The organism is Xanthomonas arboricola pv. juglandis (assembly GCF_905367715.1).
Lineage (GTDB): Bacteria > Pseudomonadota > Gammaproteobacteria > Xanthomonadales > Xanthomonadaceae > Xanthomonas > Xanthomonas arboricola.
The window spans coordinates 3,004,462-3,025,629 of the sequence record NZ_HG999362.1 but is presented as its reverse complement, the minus strand read 5'-3'; the positions used below and the strand labels follow the sequence as shown (position 1 = coordinate 3,025,629).

The 21,168-nt window shown below is 60.0% G+C and carries 22 protein-coding genes and 1 tRNA gene; 14 read left to right on the top strand and 9 right to left on the bottom strand.

What is annotated here, in order from left to right; translation table 11 throughout:
- Nucleotides 1–2: 2 nt before the first annotated feature.
- The 5 genes from KHN93_RS13125 to KHN93_RS13105 all read right to left on the bottom strand — a co-directional run bounded on the left by KHN93_RS13125 (nucleotide 3) and on the right by KHN93_RS13105 (nucleotide 3,402).
- Nucleotides 3–212: a tail protein X gene (locus KHN93_RS13125; RefSeq protein ID WP_211920343.1), complete on the bottom strand. Its 210-nt coding sequence runs from the start codon at nucleotides 210–212 to the stop codon at nucleotides 3–5.
- On the bottom strand, nucleotides 212–679 hold the full coding sequence (locus KHN93_RS13120; protein ID WP_211920342.1) for a head completion/stabilization protein: 468 nt from the start codon (nucleotides 677–679) through the stop codon (nucleotides 212–214). Before KHN93_RS13120 ends, KHN93_RS13125 begins: the two co-directional genes overlap by 1 nt.
- Nucleotides 680–777: 98 nt before the next feature.
- Entirely contained in the window at nucleotides 778–1,497 is a 720-nt protein-coding gene (gene gpM / locus KHN93_RS13115) for a phage terminase small subunit (protein WP_211920341.1), read from the bottom strand.
- Nucleotides 1,498–1,500: 3 nt separating this feature from the next.
- Nucleotides 1,501–2,514 (bottom strand): phage major capsid protein, P2 family, encoded by a 1,014-nt coding sequence (locus KHN93_RS13110; RefSeq protein ID WP_211920340.1) that lies wholly within the window; start codon nucleotides 2,512–2,514, stop codon nucleotides 1,501–1,503.
- 45 nt (nucleotides 2,515–2,559) lie between these two features.
- Nucleotides 2,560–3,402 carry a GPO family capsid scaffolding protein gene (locus KHN93_RS13105; RefSeq protein ID WP_211920339.1) on the bottom strand — a complete coding sequence of 281 codons (843 nt, stop codon included), beginning with the start codon at nucleotides 3,400–3,402 and terminating at the stop codon, nucleotides 2,560–2,562.
- A gap of 142 nt (nucleotides 3,403–3,544) precedes the next feature.
- Between KHN93_RS13105 and KHN93_RS13100 the strand changes: the two genes are divergently transcribed.
- From KHN93_RS13100 to KHN93_RS13085, 4 genes are read left to right on the top strand one after another with little or no spacing between them, the layout of a single operon-like run.
- Nucleotides 3,545–5,308 carry a terminase ATPase subunit family protein gene (locus KHN93_RS13100; RefSeq protein ID WP_212579646.1) on the top strand — a complete coding sequence of 588 codons (1,764 nt, stop codon included), beginning with the start codon at nucleotides 3,545–3,547 and terminating at the stop codon, nucleotides 5,306–5,308.
- On the top strand, nucleotides 5,308–6,330 hold the full coding sequence (locus KHN93_RS13095; protein WP_211920337.1) for a phage portal protein: 1,023 nt from the start codon (nucleotides 5,308–5,310) through the stop codon (nucleotides 6,328–6,330). Before KHN93_RS13100 ends, KHN93_RS13095 begins: the two co-directional genes overlap by 1 nt.
- A gap of 25 nt (nucleotides 6,331–6,355) precedes the next feature.
- A complete protein-coding gene (locus KHN93_RS13090; RefSeq protein WP_211920335.1) occupies nucleotides 6,356–6,601 on the top strand; it encodes a Com family DNA-binding transcriptional regulator in 246 nt (81 codons plus the stop codon).
- The gene (locus KHN93_RS13085) at nucleotides 6,519–7,226 is read left to right on the top strand and encodes a DNA-methyltransferase (protein ID WP_211920333.1); all 708 of its coding nucleotides are present in this window, start codon (nucleotides 6,519–6,521) and stop codon (nucleotides 7,224–7,226) included. Before KHN93_RS13090 ends, KHN93_RS13085 begins: the two co-directional genes overlap by 83 nt.
- Here the strand turns inward: KHN93_RS13085 and KHN93_RS13080 are convergent.
- Genes KHN93_RS13080 through KHN93_RS13070 form a run of 3 tightly spaced genes read right to left on the bottom strand, consistent with a single transcriptional unit; the run spans nucleotide 7,223 to nucleotide 9,518 of the window.
- Nucleotides 7,223–7,849 carry a Pycsar system effector family protein gene (locus KHN93_RS13080; RefSeq protein ID WP_211920331.1) on the bottom strand — a complete coding sequence of 209 codons (627 nt, stop codon included), beginning with the start codon at nucleotides 7,847–7,849 and terminating at the stop codon, nucleotides 7,223–7,225. The two genes, KHN93_RS13085 and KHN93_RS13080, sit on opposite strands and share 4 nt — an antisense overlap.
- A complete protein-coding gene (locus KHN93_RS13075) occupies nucleotides 7,846–8,583 on the bottom strand; it encodes an adenylate/guanylate cyclase domain-containing protein (protein WP_211920329.1) in 738 nt (245 codons plus the stop codon). The genes KHN93_RS13080 and KHN93_RS13075 overlap by 4 nt, the downstream gene beginning before the upstream one ends.
- Nucleotides 8,583–9,518 (bottom strand): hypothetical protein, encoded by a 936-nt coding sequence (locus KHN93_RS13070; protein WP_211920327.1) that lies wholly within the window; start codon nucleotides 9,516–9,518, stop codon nucleotides 8,583–8,585. Before KHN93_RS13070 ends, KHN93_RS13075 begins: the two co-directional genes overlap by 1 nt.
- A gap of 644 nt (nucleotides 9,519–10,162) precedes the next feature.
- Between KHN93_RS13070 and KHN93_RS13065 the strand changes: the two genes are divergently transcribed.
- Complete coding sequence (locus KHN93_RS13065) at nucleotides 10,163–10,336, top strand: hypothetical protein (protein ID WP_211920325.1); 174 nt, start codon at nucleotides 10,163–10,165, stop codon at nucleotides 10,334–10,336.
- A gap of 550 nt (nucleotides 10,337–10,886) precedes the next feature.
- On the opposite strand, the gene KHN93_RS13060 is transcribed toward KHN93_RS13065, so the two are convergent.
- Nucleotides 10,887–11,429, bottom strand: a complete 543-nt coding sequence (locus tag KHN93_RS13060; RefSeq protein WP_228599799.1) for a GspH/FimT family pseudopilin — start codon at nucleotides 11,427–11,429, stop codon at nucleotides 10,887–10,889.
- Between the two features lie 140 nt (nucleotides 11,430–11,569).
- On the opposite strand from KHN93_RS13060, the gene uvrB reads away from it, so the two are divergent.
- From uvrB to virB11, 9 genes are all read left to right on the top strand, one after another.
- Nucleotides 11,570–13,591, top strand: a complete 2,022-nt coding sequence (gene uvrB / locus KHN93_RS13055) for an excinuclease ABC subunit UvrB (protein ID WP_104559469.1) — start codon at nucleotides 11,570–11,572, stop codon at nucleotides 13,589–13,591.
- A 104-nt stretch (nucleotides 13,592–13,695) separates the two neighbouring features.
- A tRNA-Val gene (locus KHN93_RS13050) sits at nucleotides 13,696–13,770 on the top strand.
- A gap of 527 nt (nucleotides 13,771–14,297) precedes the next feature.
- Entirely contained in the window at nucleotides 14,298–14,540 is a 243-nt protein-coding gene (locus KHN93_RS13045; protein ID WP_065031748.1) for a hypothetical protein, read from the top strand.
- A gap of 35 nt (nucleotides 14,541–14,575) precedes the next feature.
- Nucleotides 14,576–16,249, top strand: coding sequence for a type IV secretory system conjugative DNA transfer family protein (locus KHN93_RS13040; RefSeq protein ID WP_104559470.1), 1,674 nt, complete (start codon nucleotides 14,576–14,578; stop codon nucleotides 16,247–16,249).
- Nucleotides 16,250–16,598: 349 nt separating this feature from the next.
- The gene (locus KHN93_RS13035; RefSeq protein WP_016901077.1) at nucleotides 16,599–17,009 is read left to right on the top strand and encodes a TcpQ domain-containing protein; all 411 of its coding nucleotides are present in this window, start codon (nucleotides 16,599–16,601) and stop codon (nucleotides 17,007–17,009) included.
- 127 nt (nucleotides 17,010–17,136) lie between these two features.
- A complete protein-coding gene (locus KHN93_RS13030) occupies nucleotides 17,137–18,156 on the top strand; it encodes a VirB8 family type IV secretion system protein (RefSeq protein WP_181141809.1) in 1,020 nt (339 codons plus the stop codon).
- The gene (locus KHN93_RS13025; protein WP_104559472.1) at nucleotides 18,153–18,920 is read left to right on the top strand and encodes a TrbG/VirB9 family P-type conjugative transfer protein; all 768 of its coding nucleotides are present in this window, start codon (nucleotides 18,153–18,155) and stop codon (nucleotides 18,918–18,920) included. Before KHN93_RS13030 ends, KHN93_RS13025 begins: the two co-directional genes overlap by 4 nt.
- On the top strand, nucleotides 18,917–20,086 hold the full coding sequence (locus KHN93_RS13020) for a TrbI/VirB10 family protein (RefSeq protein ID WP_104559473.1): 1,170 nt from the start codon (nucleotides 18,917–18,919) through the stop codon (nucleotides 20,084–20,086). The genes KHN93_RS13025 and KHN93_RS13020 overlap by 4 nt, the downstream gene beginning before the upstream one ends.
- A gap of 14 nt (nucleotides 20,087–20,100) precedes the next feature.
- Nucleotides 20,101–21,141: a P-type DNA transfer ATPase VirB11 gene (gene virB11, locus KHN93_RS13015; RefSeq protein WP_016901071.1), complete on the top strand. Its 1,041-nt coding sequence runs from the start codon at nucleotides 20,101–20,103 to the stop codon at nucleotides 21,139–21,141.
- The last annotated feature ends 27 nt before the right edge of the window (nucleotides 21,142–21,168 follow it).

Sequence of the window (21,168 nt, the reverse complement as noted above, 5' to 3'; positions counted from 1 at the left end):
GATCAGTCCCATAGCTGCACAAGCGGCGTCATCGCCGCTGTGGTGGTGGTTACCTCGGGCAACTCCACTGGCGTGCCATGCGGCAGCACGGCGCCCAGTTCGGCCAGGCCGGGATTGAGGAGGTAGGCGCGCTCGACCAGGCCGGCCGTGCTGCCCAGGTGGCGCCAGCACAGCAGGTCGACGGTGTCGCCTTGCATGGCGTGCACGCGCATCAGATGAGCTCCACCGTGCTGCGCGGCAGGTTCTGCAGGTCGCGCACGGCCCAGCGCTGGTCGCGGCGTAGCTCGGTGATGCTCGGTGACAGGTCATCGGCGCGCTGGTTGGCGCTGTCGGTCGCGTCGAAGCTGCGATAACGCTCTGCCACCTCGACCGCCGTGGCACACGCGACGGCGCGCAGGTACAGCTGCACGCGGCGCGAGACGCCGTCGACGGTGGTGCTGGGTACATCGGCCAACGCGGCCCAGCCGGCGGACTGCTGCGTCTGCGCCCAGGTCTGCAGCTCATCGTTGACCGCCAACATGGCGGCGATGATCGCGTGGCGCAGGCGTGCATCAGTGACGGTGCCATCCAGGCGCATGCTTGCCCGCACACTCGCCGGTGCGATCGCTGGCCAGAACGGCGCATTGGCGATCGCATCGGGCGTGGCGCTGGTGGTGCCGGTGGCAGTGAATCCGCTCATGGATGGCTCGGAAGAGATCGCCGGTGGTCGGGGCGTCACCGCAGCGGTGCAGTGCTGTGGATCAGCCCCGAGCCGGCGAGGGTTGCGGGGACGCTCGGTTATGCGCTGGTGCCCGCAGGCTCAGCGCTGAACTTCTTCAGGAGCCGCTCGGCGCGCTCCAGATCCTTCTTGCCGCCGCAGCTGCCGTGCAGTGCGATGGCGCGCTGCAGGTCGGCCACAGCGGCAGCGGCGATCGGCTGCGCCTGGTCGGCGGGCGTCTCGTCGGTGATGCCAGCCAGCGATGCGCGGGCCAGCGCCAGGTGCAGCTTGGCGCGCACCTCGTCGGGCATGTCCTGCTCGGCGGTCAGCGTGGCGGTGTCGGCCAGGACGGCCGCATCGAACGGCTGGCCGGTCTTCTGTGCCGACAACGCCGCCTCGGCCACTTCCTCGGCCAGTACGCAGCCCACGGTGCGGGAGAAGCGGTCGGGCATCTGCAGGCCGTGCTTGAGCACATAGGCGCCCAGCTCCAGCGCGCCGGCATAGTCGCCGGCGTCAATGCGCCACACCATGCACGTCATGACGACCTCGTCCTGCGCGCCCTGGCCGCCGGCCAGCACGCCGGCCAGATATGGCACGTAGGTCGGCAGCAGCTGCACCTTGAGTGCCGCCTTGCCCTGGGTGGACTGGATCTGCTTCAGCCGCAGGCGGTCGCTCTGCAGCTGCGCCATGTGCTGCTCGTAGGCGGTGGCGCCGGCCATCAGGTGGTGCGGTGCACGCTGGGCTGCCTCCAGCTCGGCGAGCACGCGGCTGTGGTGACGCTTGGCGGGACTGTCGGCCATGGCTTAGGCCTCGATCTCGATGTGCTCGACCACGCAGCCCAGACCGTAGTCCTCGACCACGTAGGCGTCGTTGGAGGACTCGTAGTTCTCGATGCGATCGCGCTCCGGCGCTTCCTTGATGTGACGGCGACGGCCGCCGGTCTGGTAGTAGATCGACAGGTTGGCCAGCGAGGTGACCATCAACGCGCCGTCCGGCAGGTACGGCACCTCGGCCACCTGCAGGCCGCCGACGCGGCGCTGGCTCAAGATCAGGTCGGTGGCAATCTTCTCGCTGGCCGGCTGGTCCTTATTGACCATCGGGAAATACTTGTCGTGCATCAGGTCGCGGCCCAGCACCACCACCAGGCTCGGATCCTTGCGGTGCCACGGGTCGAGCAGGTTGCTCACCACGTCATACACCAGCGCGTCGAGGTTGCCGTAGTCGGCGCCGGCACCGCCGATCACGACCTTGCCTGCCGTCTTGCCGCTTGCCAGCACGCGCTGGGCGGCGTTGGTGCGGTACTGCTGCAGCCAGCCGATGTTGACGTCTTCCAGCAGCGGGAACGCGGCGCGGTCGGTGTCGGCAGCAGCGTGCGTGCCGTTGAAGCCGATCTGCAGACGGTCCAGCGCCTGACGCTTGACGATGGCGTCGCGCAGACGCGCCTGGAAGTCGGGGAACTTGGCCCAGGTATCGAGCAACGCATACGGAATCGCGGTATCGAAGTCGGTCTTCTTGGCGACGTACTCGTTCTTGTCGAGCGCGGCCATGTTGCGCGGGGTGCGGGTCTTGCCGGCACCGGTATCGGTGCGGCTGGCGATGCTGCCGGTGACACCGATGCCCACCTTCTGGCCGGACAGTTCGTCCACCGGGATGATGTTGATCTTGGACAGGAATTCGCTCGACTCCTGCATGCGCGTTTCCAGCTTCTGCTGCACGGTCGGATCGACTGCGAAGGAATGGAAAGCGGAGGTGATGCCGTTGAGCTTGGCGATCTGCTCGGCGAACTGGTTGAACTGAAGGCGGGTGGCGTTTTGCATGGTGGCTCCGAAGGTGTGGCGCTGCGGCGTGTGTGTGGTGTGGGATCAGCAGTCGGTCAGCACGGCCGCGCCGCTGCCGGTGACCACCGGCCGTGCGGGCTGCGCGGGGTCGGGCTGCTGCGACAGCGACTCGCGCAGCTGCGCCAGGTCGTTCGCCAGCTGCTCGTGCTTGGTCTTCTGCTCGGCGTGTTCGGCCTGCAGGCGGTTAAAGCGTTCGTCCTGGCCGCGCACGTGCTCGGCGATCTCTTCGACGCCCTGGCCGAGGTCGGCGAACTGTTCGGCGGTGATGCTGGTGGCGTCTTCGCTCTTGAGCGCGGTGCGGATCCGGCTGAGCAGATTGGCGACCGGGCCTTCGCTGACTTCGCTGAATTCCAGCGCGGTTTCCTCGGCGACGGTGAACAGATTGCCCGGTGACTGCTTGCGATCGGCCAGTGGGTTGGCGTCCGGGTTCTGGCTGGCGAAGCTGAGCATGGAGGTGCCCAGGCTGGCCGGCGAATCAGTCACGGCCAAGCCGACCAGATACGCCTTGCCGGTGTTGGCGAACTTCTCCTGCACCTCGATGCTGGTGTAGAGCTTCTGCTTGGACTTGTTGATGGTGATCAGGTCGGCGGTCGGCTCGATCTGTGCAAACAGCGCCAGACGCTTGGTGCCGTCGATCTCCACCTCTTCGGCCTTGACGGCGGTGACATCGCCATACGCACGGAACGGCGAGTCCGGCAGCAGGCTGCGCATGTGCTCGATCCAGATGCGGGCGTTGTAGGTCTCGCGGTTGTAGGTGACGGCCATGTCGTCGATCCAGCTGCGCTGAATCGTGCGGCCATCGGTGGTGGCGCCTTCGACGGCCACGCGGAACCAGTTGGAACGAAACTTCTTGGCCTTGGCCGACATGGGTGTCCTCTGCGCTGGATGCGTTTGCGATGACCCATGGTCAAACGCGAGGCACAACGCAGCAACGCAATCACCGTGTAAACCCGGCGATTACGCGTCGTTGAACTGTCGGGATTAAGAGGTGGGCCGCACCCTGGTCGGCATGCAAAGCGTTGCCACCCAGCTCCCGATGGACACCCGCAGACAGGCCAAGTTCCTGTACTGGATGGGATGGCGCGTGACCGAAATTGCGCAGGCCATCGGCGAGAACGAGAAGACTGTACACAGCTGGAAGTCGCGTGACGAGTGGGATCGCGCAGACAACGTTGAGCGCATCGGTGGCGCGCTCGAGGCGCGGCTTGTCGTGCTGATCATGAAGCCGGAAAAGTCCGGCGGCGACTTCAAGGAAATTGATCTGCTGCACCGGCAGCTTGAGCGTCAGGCGCGCATCCAGCGCTACCAGGGCGGCGGCAACGAAGCCGATCTGAATCCGGCTGTCGCCAATCGCAATGCTGCGCCAAAGAAGAAGCCCAAGCGCAACGACTTCACTGAAGAGCAGATCGAACAGCTGACGACGGCGTTCGTCGACGGCTGCTTCGACTATCAGCGCGACTGGTACCGCGCCGGCAACCAACGTACCCGCATCATCCTCAAGTCGCGTCAGATCGGTGCCACGTACTACTTCGCCCGCGAGGCGCTGATCGATGCGCTCACCACCGGGCGCAATCAGATCTTCCTCAGCGCCTCCAAGGCGCAGGCGCATCTGTTCCGTGGCTACATGCAGCAGTTCGTGCGCGAGACGATCGACGAGACGCTCTCCGGCGGCGATAGCATCGTGTTTCCGAACGGCGCCGAGCTGTTCTTCCTGGGCACCAATGCACGCACCGCGCAGGGCTACCACGGCAATTTCTACTTCGACGAATTCTTCTGGACCTACGGGTTCAACGAGTTGGAGAAGGTTGCCAGCGGCATGGCCATGCACCAGAAGTGGCGCAAGACCTACTTCAGCACGCCGTCCAGCATGGCGCACGAGGCCTACACCTTCTGGACCGGCGAGCGCCGTAACAAAGGCAAGCCGGCCGCACAGCGGATCCAGATCGATGTCTCGCACGATGCGCTGGCCGGTGGGCGCCGCTGCCAGGACCGCGCCTGGCGGCAGATCGTCAACATCCTCGACGCCCAGCGCCGTGGCTGTGACCTGTTCGACATCGATGAGCTGCGCGAGGAATACAGCCCGGACGCCTTTGCCAACCTGTTGATGTGCGAGTTCGTTGACGACGGCGCCAGCATCTTCCCGCTGGCAATGCTGCAGCCGTGCATGGTCGACAGCTGGGTCGAGTGGGGCCAGGATTACAAACCGTTCGCCGCGCGCCCTTACGGCGATCGCGCGGTATGGATCGGCTACGACCCGGCCGAGACCGGCGACACTGCCGGCCTGGTCGTGGTGGCGCCACCGCAGCTGCCCGGCGGCAAGTTCCGCTTGCTGGAGCGGATCCAGTTCAGGGGCATGGACTTTGCCAAGCAGGCCGCCGAGATCGAGCGCATCACGCGCCGGTACTGGGTGACCTATATCGGCATCGACACCACCGGCATGGGCAGCGGCGTGGCGCAGCTGGTGAAGCAGTTCTTCCCGAATCTGGTCACCTTCAGCTACTCACCCGAGGTCAAGACGCGCCTGGTACTCAAGGCGTTCGACGTGATCCACAACGGGCGGTTGGAGTTCGACGCCGGCTGGACCGACGTGGCGCAGTCGTTGATGGCCATCCGCAAGACGATGACGGCCAGCGGCCGGCAATCCACCTTCACCGCCGGCCGCTCGGAAGAGACCGGCCACGCGGACCTGGCGTGGGCACTGTTCCACGCGCTGCAGAACGAACCGCTGGAGGGGCGCACCGCGCGCAACTCCGGCTTCATGGAGATCTCTTGATGTTGACCGACCAGCTGCCCGCCACCGCGCCTGCAGCGCCTGCCGTGCCCACACGTGCCGAGGCCTTTACCTTCGGCGACCCGACGCCGGTGCTCGATGGGCGCGGCGTGCTGGACTATCTGGAGTGCTGGCAGAACGGGCGCTGGTACGAGCCGCCGGTGGCCCTGGACGGCCTGTCCAAGACCACGCGCAGTAATCCATTCCTGCAGTCCGGTCTGATCTTCAAGCGCAACATGCTGGCGCGCACCTTCAAGCCGCACCGGCTGCTGACGCGCGAGGCCTTCGAGCAGCTGTCGCTGGACTGGATCACGCTGGGCAATGGCTACCTCGAGCGCCGCCGCAACCGCATGGGCGGTGCGCTGTCGCTGGCTGCACCACTGTCCAAGTACATGCGGCGCGGCATCACCGAGGGCGAGTACTTTCAAGTGCGCACCTGGCACGACGAACACGTGTTCGAGCCGGGCAGCGTGTTCCAGTTGCGCGAAGCCGATGTCGATCAGGAGCTCTACGGTCTGCCCGAGTGGATGCCGGCGATGCAGTCGGCGCTGCTCAATGAGTCGGCCACGCTGTTCCGCCGCAAGTACTACAACAACGGCTCGCACGCCGGCTTCATCCTGTACCTGACCGACCCGCAGCAGAGCCAGGAAGACGTCGACGCACTGCGCAACGCCATGAAGGGCGCAAAGGGGCCGGGCAACTTCCGCAACCTGTTCCTGTACTCGCCAGGCGGCAACAAGGACGGCCTGAAGCTGATCCCGGTCAGCGAGGTGGCGGCCAAGGATGAGTTCAGCGGCATCAAGGGCATCACCCGCGATGACATGCTGGCCGCGCTACGGATTCCGCCACAACTTATGGGCATCGTGCCGCAGAATGCCGGCGGCTTCGGATCCATCCGCGAGGCCGCTGCCGTCTGGGCCGCCAACGAGCTGGAACCGCTGCAGGCGCGCATGTTGAAGATCAACGACTGGGTGGGCGATGAAGTGATCTCGTTCACCCCGTACGCGCCGCCAGCGGCCGCGTAATCCTTTCCCACCGCAAGACCACGCAATGCTCAAGAATCTCCGTTGTGGCGAATGCGCCCGCCTGCTGTGCAAGGCCGGCGCCTTCGATGAAATCCAGATCAAGTGCCCGCGCTGCGGCACGCTCAACCACCTGAAGGCCGAGAGCCTCACCTCCGATCGCCGCGAGCGAATCCCAGAAGGCTCTCACCATGAAAAATCAGCTCCTGCAGGGCGACGCCCTGACCATCCTGCCCACGCTCGAAGCGAATTCATTCGACGCGCTGATCACTGACCCGCCATATGCGAGCGGTGGCCTGCACGCGGCCGCACGGGCCAAGCCGCCATCTCAGAAGTACGTCCAAGGCGGTGGCGCCCAACTGCATGCCGACTTTGTTGGGGACGAGCGCGACCAACGCTCGCACCTGAGATGGATGCACCTGTGGTTATCTGAGTGCGCGCGCGTGCTCAAGGACGGCGCGCCGGTGCTGTTGTTCACCGACTGGCGCCAGCTGCCGCTGACCACCGACGCGCTGCAGATCGCTGGCTTCACCTGGCGCGGCATCACCGTCTGGGACAAGACCGAAGGCGTGCGGCCGCAGTTGGGGCGCTTCCGCAATCAGGCCGAATACATCGTGTGGGGCAGCAAGGGCAACATGCCGCTGGATCGCCGCGCGCCGGTACTGCCTGGGGTCATCCGTGAGTCGGTACGTAAGGCTGACAAGCACCATCTGACCGGCAAGCCCACAGAATTGATGAGCCAGCTGGTTCGGATCTGCGAGGTGGGCGGCCGGATTCTGGATCCGTTCGCTGGTAGTGGCACAACTCTAGTTGCAGCTGGATTACAGGGCTACAGTTGGACGGGTATTGAGCTAACTAGCCATTATTCTCAGGTCGCTAAGGAACGGGCATCTGTTTAGCGGCTTGCTGGGATGGGGGCGATAGCCCCCTTTTTGGCAGCGCCGCCCGACCTTTGACCACCAATGCTTCCCATTGCCAAGGCAATTCCAAGTAGGCCAACCGCCATAAAGCCTAGCCAGAAAGCCTGTTTAACCCGCTTGTATTTCTTAGCGCAAATTTTTGCGATGTCAAAATTGTGGTATATCCGAGTCTCCAGAAGTGATTGCTCATCCTGGTCAGAAATTTGCAGATAAAAATCCCGAGCATTTTCTAGGTTTGCTGCCGTGCCAAAGAAAAAAAGATTGGTGCTTCTGCTGGAGAACAACTTTGGGGCAATCCCGATAAATGCAAAGATCGCAGATGCAACTGATAGTGCCAACGAAATCAAGGTAACTGAGGCAATAATCAGGTCGCTCGGTTGTTTGAGTAATGGGGAGTGTTCTCGATTGGTCAAGATGAATGCTGCTAGTGCGCTCGATATGGCAAATGCCCATGCGGCCTTGGTATCAGCGAGCTGTATATATGCGCTTATATACAATTGTTGCGAGTCTACGAATTTTTGGTGAGGTTCCGCTGGCGATGGCAGCCCTCTTTTGTTCGTAACAGAGTTGGTTGATTTGGCTGGCCGCCTGGAGTCGTTCATGTCCATCGCCCCAAATAATACCAATAAACATATGGCTGTCTACTGTGTGTATAGTGATAGCCCGTGTTATGGGTTGAGGCGAGTACATAATTTTTCCACGACGCATCAAGGTTCAACGCAATGGCATTTCCAATCATGATTTCGTTCGCTTTAGCTACATGAAGCATCTTGCACGCCAAGTTCGCGGGCGTTCCAATTGCAACAATGTCATTAAATCCTTTGGCCGCGCCAACCCGTGCGATAGTTACTGGGCCATGATCTAGGCAAATCCTGAATTCGAAAGGTGCTATGCCGCGTCTTTCGATATGTGGATTAAGCGAACTAGCCGCCGTATGAAACATTGTAAGAGCCGCGGAGAGGGCGCGTTGCTGCACCGAAAAGCTGTCGCTCACCGTTTGAACGAAGTAAGCCATGAGTCCGTCGCCCGTATTCTTCTCTACGGTTCCACCGAAGTCCTCAATGATGCGTATCATCTCACTAAAAAAAAGCGATATCGCGCGAAGCAATCGTTCTTGGTCTTGTGTGGTCTCCTGTGGGCGGGATGTGAACCCGCAGATGTCTAGAAAAAGAATGGTGGCGTTTAAGCTGCGACCGTCATATATGGCTAGATCGTCATTTTCGGGTATTACGCGGCCCGTAGGGATAGCTGGGCGAGCGTCGATTCGTCGTAGACTTGATTGTATTCGCGCGTCTTGCTTCGCCTGGTATGTTGCATCAATGCGTTCAATTGGCATTAGCTAATCTCGTAAATTCGATAGGCTACTTCGGTTTCATCAAATTTTAGTTCGCCCTTCGGAGTCGTCCTCTCTAGCCACTGGACGTGTATGAGCTCATAAAGGTCGCGACCTATTCTCATGGTATTGGGTAAAGCAGTCTGCTCAATCTTGACCGCCAAATTGAGCGCGTTGCTTGCTACATGTGTCCATTTGTAGCCCATGTCGTCAATAGCTTTGGGCTGAACGCTCGCAACCCCATAGTCGGCACCAACTCGAATATTTAGTACAGGCAAGTTAGCAGTCTTTAGGGTGGGTCGAATAGCTTCCTCAGTCAGCCTCAGCATTGAGACGCCCAAGTCTACAATGTTGTCGCACTGGCAATCGAATGAAGGGTGATCGAGATATGCAATAAAGCCGTCGCCAGTCGGTTTTAGCACTGTGGCATTGAATTGCCCAGCCAATATCTTTAGTTCATTAATCAAGATGTCAGCGGATTTATCAAAGCGGTCTGGATCCCTAAGGCGAAGGCTAGTGGAGGAACATATGTCCACCGAGAGAAACGCTAAGCTCCGCTTGTGCCTCACATTTGGAAGCTCTTTGTGTTGAGCGGGGGCAGTGCTAGGGCGTCGCATAACTTTACCCGCAAGCGAATCTCCTATCGCTGCCTTGCGTTCTCCTGCATAGGCCGGGGTCGAAAGTATGCGCGGACTCAGGCTAAAGATTGGCAGGCCTGCAAGTTGCTCAGCGAAGTCCTCGAAGGGAACAAGCAAATCCAGGTAGCGATCTAAGTAAAGCTTCTTGCCATCAATTCCGACCTCGTCGTAACGGCGAGGATCGGGGATCGCCTTAAAGCTTGCGGTCCGGGTCTCTTCGTTGATCGATATGATTTCTATCTGCATGTCAAGCCGTCCCAGCTTTTTAGCAGTGCACCGCCTGTCTTCCAGCTCGTCCATATCTTCCTCCCTACGCCATCTCGATTGTATGTCTACGCTCTGCTGGTGGCGATCAAGTGAGCGCGCGCAATCGTCGCCCCGCCACGCCTGCGGTCTTCATGCATGGTTTTCGCTGCACCCCCGCAGGGTGGGCCTAGACCGTGCTGCTGTTACCGATCCGTGCGATTGAAGGAGGCCTTTCCTCCCTGCAGATCCCTGCGCGCCTGGGGGGCTTTGCGAGGGCGACCTGCTGCGATCCGTTGCTAGGCCTCCCGGCGCATTTCGGCAAATGACCATCGGAACCAGGTAATCGGTAATCCGGAACCTGAAACAAGACCTAAGCGATTGATGTCAATGGGAATTTCTGGATTACCTTTTGGGGTGATTTAAGGTAATCGGGCTCCCATAGAAAAGTTATGTGATTGAAATTTAAGGTTATTTTTTGAGAGGGTGATTACCTCCCCAAAAGGTAATCCCATTACCTCTCAATTACCCTTTAATTACCTTTGAGAGAAATTCATAAGTTATTGATAAATATGGATATATCTGCATTCTTAGATGCTGGTTACCTAAATTACCTCTCCCCGGTGGTCATCTGAAAAATTGAGATTGGGCCGCGCTAGAGTGGGTTGCCACACCACCTGCTACGACCGGTTCCCCCCGCAATGTCGCTGACCCACGATGCTCCGCAGGCAAACCTCGATCCCGTCGACGCGGCGGGCGGGAAGCGCTGGTGGGTGGTAGACCAGGCCGTGGCCATGCTTAAGCGCGGAATCCGGTTGGCCAACAAGTGCAGTGGTCAGCAGCACACCTTATATATGTCGGTCACTGCTGCATGAGCGCGATCGATGCCGGCGACGAACCTGTCCTGCCGCCTGGCTTCCGCTGGGACAGGCCTTGGCAGGGCGCGATGGAGTCATCGACAGCGCTCTTCTTCGAGGGTGAAGAGGTAGCCAGGTTGGTGCAGAGACTCACTGGCGAGTGGTACGTGCTGCTGGAGCGCCAAAAGCCGGTGCCGCCTGGCCAACCCTTCGCACCCTTTGTCCAGCGTGACTGCAGCAGCTTAGACCAGGGGCGGCGTGGCACCGTTATGTGGGCAGTGCGCCATGAGGCCAGGATCCGAGCTGAGGTGACCGCCCAGAGAACGCGTTCTTGAGCAACTTAGGGCGAGGGCGGCCGCCGCAAGCGTCGGGAAAATTGGCAGGACGCCTACGCGTGCACTAGGCCTCCGGCGTCAGCCGCTGGGAAAAATAAGTGAGGCAAGTCGCTGATTTGTAAGCTCAGTAGCGCTAACTGTTAATCAGGGGGTCGTTGGTTCGAGTCCAACTTCGGGCGCCAAGATGTTGAAGAGGCCGCGACTAGTCGCGGCCTCTTTGTTTTTGCTGAAACTCACCGTGCAGGGCAGGTGGTTGGTTGCCTGTAGCGGACAGACCGCGTTCGCCCTGAGTTGTTGACGATGACATCTGCCAGGCGCTGCGCACGCGTGCAGAGGCTGATCGTGATGTTGGTGCCGCTGTTGCGGCCGTTCGGAAGAAATCGCACAAGCGATCGGCCGATCGTTCCAGTAATGCTGATGCCTTCGCTCGCAGCATACTGCTCGACCCGCAGGATCGAGTCCGCGTCCGCAGGCTGCCCATTACGCGTTGGGTCTTTGAAAAGAATCCAGCCCTGACCCCAGTCGCTGTCAGGTCGGCAATTGGCACCGTCGACGGATGGACAGACGCTAATTGGCAGGCGATGGGTGATGGCCAGGCTCCTGGCCATCGCCAAATGTGCGGTGAGCAAGTGAACCCGTGCCTGTGCGCGCTGCCACTCGATCAGACCTTTGAAGTTGGGCAGGCCGATGGCCGCCATGATCCCGATGATCGCCATCACGATCATCAGCTGTACTGCCGTGTACCCTTTTGTGGACGAACAAGTCACTGCTTTCACCGTCCTGCTCCTCGGCTCGGAGCAAGCAGTCTCTACGGCGTCCAAGGCTCAGGTAAGGTCGGCTCCCACGTGGTGAGGTGTCAGACTTTTACCGAAAGTGGCCTCCGCCATTCGTGCAGTCCTCCCCCGAGACCCGCTCCATGACCGACCGTTTCCAGCTCGTATCCCCGTACTCCCCAGCCGGCGATCAGCCTGCCGCCATCGACAAGTTGGTAGCCAGCTTCGACGCCGGTCTGGCCAAGCAAACCTTGCTGGGCGTGACCGGCTCCGGCAAGACCTACACCATTGCCAACGTGATCCAGCAGGTGCAGAAGCCGACCCTGGTGATGGCGCCGAACAAGACGCTGGCGGCACAGCTGTACGGTGAGTTCAAGTCGTTCTTTCCGCACAACGCGGTGGAGTACTTCGTCAGCTACTACGACTACTACCAGCCCGAGGCCTATGTGCCGTCGTCGGACACCTTCATCGAGAAGGACAGTTCAATCAACGAACACATCGAGCAGATGCGTTTGTCGGCGACCAAGACCTTGCTGTCGCGTCGTGATTCGCTGGTGGTGGCCACGGTGTCAGCGATCTACGGCCTGGGCGCGCCGGAAGACTATCTGTCACTGCGCTTGATCCTGTCGGTAGGCGAGCACATCGATCAACGTCAGTTGATCCGCCATCTCACCGATCTGCAGTACACCCGTAACGAATTCGAGCTGACCCGCGGCGCGTTCCGTGTGCGCGGCGAGGTGCTGGACGTCTTCCCGGCCGAATCCGACACCGAGGCGTTGCGGATCGAGTTGTTCGATGGCGACATCGAGCGGCTGACGCTGTTTGATCCGTTGACCGGTGAAACGCTGCGCAAGCTGCAGCGCTACACCGTGTACCCCAAGACGCATTACGCGACCACGCGCGAGCGCACGTTGAGCGCGGTGGACACGATCAAGGACGAATTGAAGGAACGGTTGGAGCAGCTGTATTCGCAGAACAAGCTGGTCGAAGCGCAGCGCCTGGCGCAGCGCACCCAGTTCGATCTGGAAATGATGGCCGAGGTCGGCTTCTGCAACGGTATCGAAAACTATTCGCGGCATCTCACCGGCAAAGCGCCCGGCGAGCCGCCGCCGACGCTGTTCGACTACTTGCCGCCGGACGCGCTGCTGGTCATCGACGAGTCGCATGTGACCATTCCGCAGATCGGTGCGATGTACAAGGGCGACCGCTCGCGCAAGGAAACGCTGGTGGAGTTCGGTTTCCGTCTGCCGTCGGCACTGGACAACCGGCCGCTGCGTTTCGAGGAATGGGAGGCGCGCTCGCCGCGCAGCATCTATGTGTCGGCCACGCCGGGCCCTTACGAACTGCGCGAGTCCGCGGGCGAGATTACCGAGCTGGTGGTGCGCCCGACCGGTTTGATCGATCCGGTGGTCGAGATTCGTCCGGTCGGAACGCAGGTGGACGACCTGATGTCCGAAATCCACGAGCGCATCAAGCTCGGCGACCGCGTGTTGGTGACGACGCTGACCAAGCGCATGTCCGAGAACCTCACCGAGTACCTCGGCGAGCACGGCATCCGCGTGCGCTATCTGCATTCGGATATCGACACGGTGGAGCGCGTGGAGATCATTCGCGACCTGCGTCTGGGCAAGTTCGACGTGCTGGTCGGCATCAATCTGCTGCGCGAGGGCCTGGATATGCCGGAGGTCTCGCTGGTGGCGATCCTGGATGCGGACAAGGAGGGCTTCCTGCGTTCGACCGGCTCGCTGATTCAGACCATCGGCCGCGCAGCGCGCAACCTGCGCGGCAAGGCCATTCTGTATGCCGACAAGATCACGCGTTCGATGCAGGCCGCGATCGACGAGACTGACCGCCGCCGCGAGAAGCAGGTCGAGTACAACCTGGAACATGGCATCACGCCTAAGTCGGTGGCGCGTCCGATCTCCGACATCATGGAAGGTGCGCGCGAGGATGCCGCCGAGAAGAAGGCAGGTAAGGGGCGCTCGAAGTCGCGTCAGGTGGCGGAGGAAATGCCCGATTACCGCGCGATGGGGCCTGCCCAGATCGCCGGCAAGCTCAAGAGCCTGGAGCAGCAGATGTACCAGCACGCCAAGGACCTGGAGTTCGAGGCGGCCGCGCAGATTCGCGACCAGATCCAAAAACTGAAAGCTGCCAGCCTGGCGTAGGGCAGGGCGACAGCGCTAAAGTTCGAGCGCAGGGAGGGCTTGTGGTGATCCAAACCCTGCGCTAGAATGCGCGCCCTGCACAGCGCAATGCTGACGCAGGAAACGGGCGGTTAGCTCAGCGGTAGAGCACTACCTTGACATGGTAGGGGTCACAGGTTCGAACCCTGTACCGCCCACCACTCCAAGTCCAGACGGCACGGCGACTTGAGTGGTTTCAACATCGGCAGCGACTGCTGCCGCGGATCCCAAAGTGATTTACGCAGCAGCTCTTGCAGCTTCCGCGTGTCTGTATTTCGTCTTCGACGATCGCTTCTACTTCCTTCTGTGCATCGCCCTGGCGTGTTGGACGAATTTCGTGCAGCGGCCGGGCATTGCCGGCGGCGGAGCGGTGGCCTAGCAAGCCGGGCGCTCTTTCGCTCCTGAGTAATAGGTCCTGGCGCCAGGCCAAGCTTCCGCTCCGCGTGTCATTTCGTCGCAGCGCTAGTCACCCATCCACGAAGCGGCAGGTAGTTCTTTTTAACGCAAGGCACGTGCGTGACTCTGAAAGCACTTCAAGCGCTCACTGAATTCCACCGGCGGTGACGCATCCCGATCGTCGCCTCGCGTCGAATGCGCGCGCGGTTGTGCCGGCTTGGCCGAAACCGCTTTCTCCATCACACGTCTTGCTTTAGCATCGCCTCCGCGCTGACGAAAAGGAAGGCTGGCGATGGACGAGTATCAGCACACCGTGCTGACCAGGGGCGGGTACCGTGTCGTGGCAATCACCCGGGAAGACACCTACGCGCCCGACGCCGTGGTGGCCTATGCCGTGGTAACGGATGCCGGAACCCGGATCACGCCGGATCTTTCCCTGGATCAGGCCAGAGTCTGGATCGACTCGCTCGTCGAGAGTGAGAGTGGTGGACGCAGGTCGGATCTGGTCGATCACAAACCCGTCGTCCGTCGCTAAGTGCCGTTGAGAAGTAAGCCAAGGAGTAGGGGCGCGTGTCCAAAGCCAAACTAATTGCAATCGCCACCGTGGTGACATTGCTTGTTGGATATTTCCTGTCCGGATATCTGACGCTTCTGTTGTTGCGGCTCGATACCGGGCTGTACGCGTGGGATACCTACTACCGCTATGTCAAGGCGCTGGGCCTGCCGGAAGTGGCGCCTTACGCAACCAAGATCAAGATGTCCGGCATTCTCGGCTTTGGCCTGCCCGGGATCATCTGGGCCATCACGGTCGTGCTCCTGGTCAAGCCGAAGGCGCGGGCGCTGCATGGCGACGCGCGCTTTGCCGGAGCGGCAGACCTTTCCAAGCACGGTTTGTTCAAGCCGAGCGGCAACGGCATCGTGGTGGGCAAGTTCAACGGCAAGCTTGTACGGCTGAGCGGGCAACAGTTCGTGATCCTCGCCGCGCCAACGCGCTCCGGCAAGGGCGTCGGCGTGGTCATTCCCAACCTGCTGGAGTACCAGGAATCGGTAGTGGTCCTGGACATCAAGCAGGAGAACTTCGACCTCACCAGCGGCTGGCGGGCCAGTCAGGGGCATGAGGTGTTCCTCTTCAATCCCTTCGCCGAGGACCGTCGCACCCATCGCTGGAATCCGCTGACCTACGTGTCCAGCGATCCTGCCTTCCGCGTGTCGGATCTGATGAGCATTGCTGCGATGCTGTATCCGGACGGGTCGGATGACCAGAAGTTCTGGGTCAGCCAGGCGCGTAATGCCTTCATGGCGTTCGCCCTGTATCTGTTCGAAAACCAGGACGAAGAGTTGTCGCTCGGCTTCCCGGGCGGGGCAGGGGCTCCCACGCTTGGCGGCATCTATCGCCTCTCGTCCGGGGATGGTACAGACCTCAAGAAGTACCTCAAGTCGCTGTCCGAGCGCAGGTTCCTCAGCAGCAATGCGCGCTCGGCATTTGCCAACATGCTGTCACAGGCCGATGAGACTTTTGCGTCCATCATGGGCACCCTGAAAGAGCCGCTCAACGCATGGATCAACCCGGTCCTGGATGCGGCAACCAGCGCGGACGACTTCCTGCTCACCGACCTGCGCAAGAAGAAGATGACGATCTACATCGGCATCCAGCCCAACAAGCTGGCCGAAAGCCGGCTCATCATCAACTTGCTCTTCAGTCAGATCATCAACCTCAACACCCGCGAGCTTCCGAAGTCCAATCCGGAGCTGAAGTACCAATGCCTGCTGTTGATGGACGAATTCACCTCGATCGGCAAAGTGGACATCATTGCCACCGCGGTAGCCTACATGGCGGGTTACAACCTTCGCCTGCTGCCGATCATCCAGAGCATGGCGCAGCTGGACGCCACCTACGGCAAGGATCTGTCGCGCACCATCATCACCAACCATGCGCTGCAGATCCTATACGCCCCGCGCGAGCAGCAGGATGCGAACGATTACTCCGAGATGTTGGGCTACACCACTATCAAGAAGAAGAACATCACCCGCGGCAGGGAAACCACCCGAAGTGTCTCCGAGGAGCGACGTGCGTTGATGCTTCCGCAGGAGCTGAAGGCGATGGGCAACGAGAAGGAGGTCTTCCTGTACGAAGGCATCCCTCATCCGGTGAAATGCGACAAGATCCGCTACTACGAAGACCGCTATTTCACCGCGCGCTTGCTGCCTAAGACAGACGTGAAAACGCTTTCCATCAGGTTGTGACGGTCGTCGCACAACGGCTGCGAAGGGGCGCCGGTAATTCTTGACTCATGTGTTCGTTAAGGGCAAAGTTACCCAGAATTCGCGCAGTGTTGATTTTTTGTTAAGAGGGGCGGCGCCGGACGGGGTCGTACAGGAGTAAGGCTATGGATGGTTCTTCGGCGTATTCATTTTTACCGGGTGTGCGCATGCATGGCGCTGACTGGCCTGTTCGGGCTGGTTCGGGCGGCCACGCACACTCGATCGAGTCATCAGAGGCAGATCCCCTCCGTCACCCGAAGGTGAGCGGAGCTGTTGTGCTGTCCGTCTTAAGCCCGAAATCTCACGAGTTGGAGAAGTCAGAGTGAATCCGATGTCTGTGTCCAAGCTGTCGCTGGTCTTGGTGGTCGCTGCGTTGGTCGGGGCCTGCGCGACCAAGCCTGCTCCCGATTTTGGTGGACGTTGGAAGCACGTCAATCACTTTGACGAAGCACCTACCGAGATTCCGCTCTACACCTCTTATACGTATCAGGCCACGCCGATGGACGGCACGTTGAAGACGATGCTGGAACGGTGGGCCACGGATTCCAACATGCAGCTGTCCTACAACCTGCCTTCGGACTACACCCTGATCGCCCCGGTTTCCAATATCAGCACCACCAGCGTGCAGCAAGCCGCCACCGAGCTGAGCGCGGTGTACGCAGCGCAAGGTGTGTCGGTTTCGGTCTCCGCCAACAAGTTGCTGGTACAGCCGGTGCCGGTGTCGTCTGGAGCCAAGCTCTAAGAGCTGAACTGCTGATCCGATGCTCCCAGCATTCGGGTCGGTGAGCCAGCTCAAGCCTCCCATGTGTCCGCGCACGTCGCGGCGATAGTTTCAGGCCTGACAAGGCCCTACGGTGACGGATCTAGACATGTTGCGTAAGAAGGTCAGTGAAAAGGACGGATCTGCCCAAGTGGGTGCGGCCGTCCAGAAAGCGGTGAACTACGAGGTCAGCATCGCCGATCTCGCACGCCGCAGCGAAAAGCGTGCATGGATGGTGGCGACCGTTTCCATGATCATTACCGTTATGACGGCCGGCGGCTACTACTACATGCTGCCTCTGAAAGAGAAGGTGCCGTACCTGGTGATGGCTGACGCCTACTCGGGAACCAGCACGATTGCAAAACTCGAGGCGAATTTTGGTGGTCGGACGATCAGTACCAGTGAGGCGTTAGCGCGCAGCAATATTGCCCGGTTCATTATTGCCCGTGAATCATTCGATCTCTCAATCATCGGTCAGCGCGACTGGAATACTGTATCGGCAATGGGTGCCACGAATGTTGTGAATGAATATCGGGCGCTGCACTCCGCGAACAATCCGTTGCGGCCCTTGAATACGTACGGAAAGCTGCGTGCCATTCGCATCAACATTCTGAGTATTACGTTGATTGGCGGAAAAGGACAGCCCTACAAAGGGGCGACCGTACGTTTTCAACGGACTGTGTACGACAAGAATTCGACGGTCTCTACGCTGCTTGACAACAAGATCGCGACAATGGGCTTTGTCTACCAAGATAATCTGGAGATGAGTGACAGCCTGCGAGTCGAAAATCCTCTAGGCTTCCGAGTAACTGATTACCGGGTAGACAACGACTACTCCTCGTTGCCAGCTGCTCCTGCCGGTGGGGCCTTGATCAACCCGCAGCCTCAGTCAGCGGCACAGCAGGTTGGTACTGGCATGATCGATCCTGGCGCGGCAAACGCCTCTGGTGCAGTTCAGCAGGGGGGCGTCCCGTTGCAGCAGGGAGCACTTCCGCAGGGTGGCATGCCTCAACAGCAGATGCAGCCCGCCTTTCCCGATCAAATGCAGCCAGCAGCTCAGCCTGCGGCGCAGCCCGCGATTCAACCCCAGGGGATGCAGAACAATGTCAATGGAGCGAGTGGTCGATGAAACTTTTTAATCGGTACAGCGCTGCGTTATTTTCAGCACTGCCACTTGCAATATGCGCTTTCTCGGTTGCCGCTCAAGTGGTTCAGGAGTATGAGTATGCTCCGGACCGCATCTACCAGGTGCGCACCGGTCTTGGCATTACCACTCAGGTCGAGCTAAGCCCGAACGAAAAGATCCTGGATTACAGCACAGGCTTTACTGGTGGTTGGGAACTGACGCGGCGCGAGAATGTTTTTTATCTCAAGCCCAAGAATGTCGACGTCGATACGAACATGATGATTCGTACGGCAACGCATTCCTACATTCTTGAGCTCAAGGTGGTTGCAACGGACTGGCAGCGCCTCGAGCAGGCGAAGCAGGCTGGCGTTCAATATAAGGTCGTGTTCACCTATCCGAAGGACACAAGCTTCAACAATGTCGAAGACGCGGATACGTCGAAGAAAGGCCCGTTGTTGAATGCCAAGATTTTGAAAGATCGGCGTTATTACTACGACTACGACTATGCGACACGTGCCAAGAAGTCCTGGCTTATTCCAAGCCGCGTCTATGACGATGGCAAGTTCACCTATATCAATATGGATTTGACGCGGTTTCCGACCGGGAATTTCCCGGCAGTTTTTGCCCGCGAAAAGGAACACGCGGAGGATTTTCTCGTCAATACCACGGTGGAGGGCAACACCCTGATCGTGCACGGGACTTACCCTTTCCTGGTGGTTCGCCATGGCGATAACGTCGTCGGTCTGCGAAGGAACAAGCAAAAGTGAACTCGAATATTCCAAACAGCCCTGATGAGCGCTCCCCGCACAATGGCGGGGAAGAGCTGCGCAACGGTGAGTACAACGAGCGCAACAATCCTTACTTTGCGCGTCAGCAGGCAGGTGCCGAACCGGACCTTGACGCCAATGAACCGGTGTTGCGTTCCAGCGACATCAAGCGTCTGAATCGCAAGGCACTGGTGTTTCTGGCTGCCATTGCCGCGTTGTTGATTCTCGTCATCTTCTGGCTGGCGACACAAAGCGGAGAGGATTCTCCCCCGCCGAAACAGCGTACGGAGACGGTGGTTGCGCCAGCGTTGCCGCAGAACATGACTGCGCCGGTGGATGAGGCGCCAGTTCCACTCGCCCAGCAACCCAGCTTGCCGCCCCTGCCGCCAATGCCGACTGATGACAGCGAAGAGGGCAGCTCAGCGCCGGAGCGTCAGCGCGGCCCGACATTGCTGGAGCGCCGTATCCTTGCCGAATCTGCCGCAAACGGCGCCGGCATGCCCGGGCAAACGGCCGCTCAGCCCGCACCTGGCCAAGAAGAAAGTCCTGTTACGCTGGCTAAGCCGATCAGCAACCCGGATGGCTTGTTGGTACGTGGCACCTACATCCGTTGCATCCTGGAGACCCGGATCATTTCCGACTTCGGTGGCTACACCTCGTGCATCGTGACCGAGCCGGTGTATTCGATCAACGGCCACAACCTGCTCTTGCCGAAGGGTTCGAAGATGCTCGGCCAGTACGGCGCCGGAGAGCCGACGACCAGGCGCCTGCAGGTCGTGTGGGATCGCGTCACCACGCCGACCGGGCTGGATGTCACGCTGGTCGGCCCTGGTATCGACACGCTCGGCAGCGCCGGCCATCCGGGTGATTACAGCGCGCATTGGGGTAACAAGATTGCATCGGCGCTGTTCATCAGCTTGTTGAGCGATGCATTCAAGTATGCAGCTGCTGAATATGGCCCAGAAACGACCACAATCGGTGTTGGCAGCGGAATCGTCACTCAGCAGCCCTTCGAGAGTAATACTGCTCGCAGCATGCAGCAGCTCGCCGAGCAGGCTGTGGAAAAGTCTGGGCGTCGTCCGGCAACCTTGACGATCAATCAGGGCACCGTGTTGAACGTTTATGTTGCCAAGGACGTCGATTTCTCGGCGGTCCTGCCGAAGTGAATGAAAAGCCTGCCATGACGATCGATGATTCCCCGACGGCGCGCATTTCGAATGATTTCCTGGATTACCAGTACTCTGTGCTGGGCATCCTGGACTACCTGAATTCGCCTGACGTGACTGAAATCTGCATCAATCGGCCTGGCGAGCTGTATCTTGAAACGATCCATGGGTGGCAGCGGGTCGACGTGCCATCCTTGACATATGACCGTGCCCGCCAGTTCTGCACGGCGGTGGTGAACGAAAGCAACACCGGGCAGCGTATTACCGATGCAGATCCCGTGGTCTCGCTGACGTTTCCTACAGGGCAGCGTGCGCAGTTTGTCATGCCGCCCGCGTGCGATGCAGGCAAGGTGTCCATCACCATCCGGCTTCCCTCCAAGCACACCAAATCGCTCGAGCAATACAAGCACGACGGGTTCTTCGATGAGGTGCTGGAGCAATCGGCTGATGTCAGCGATCACGATCAAGAATTGCTGGAGTTGCGCCGCAAGCGCGATTACGCAGAATTCTTCAAAAAGTGCGTGCTGTACAAGAAGAACGTCGTCGTTGCCGGAGCGACCGGTAGCGGCAAGACCACCTTCATGAAGGCGCTCGTCAATCACATTCCAAGCGAAGAGCGCCTGGTGACGATCGAGGACGCACGTGAGTTGTTCATCAGTCAGCCCAATTCCGTGCACCTGCTGTACTCGAAGGGCGGGCAGAGCACCAGCAACGTAACGGCTAAAAGCTGCATGGAAGCCTGTCTGCGCATGAAGCCGGATCGCATTATCCTGGCCGAGTTGCGTGGTGATGAGTCGTTCTACTTCATTCGTAACTGCGCATCCGGGCATCCGGGTTCCATTACCAGTTGCCATGCCGGAAGTGTCGAGCAAACGTGGGACCAGCTGGCGTTGATGGTGAAGGCATCGAGCGAAGGCTCCGGTCTGGAATTCGAGGTGATCAAGCGTTTGCTGAGAATGACCATCGATATCGTGGTTCATATCAAGGCACACGCGGGGCGCCGGTTCATCACAGGCATCGACTTCGATCCCTTGAGAACCCTGCGCGGTGGTTGAAAGGTCAATCCTTTGGTTGGGGCTGGT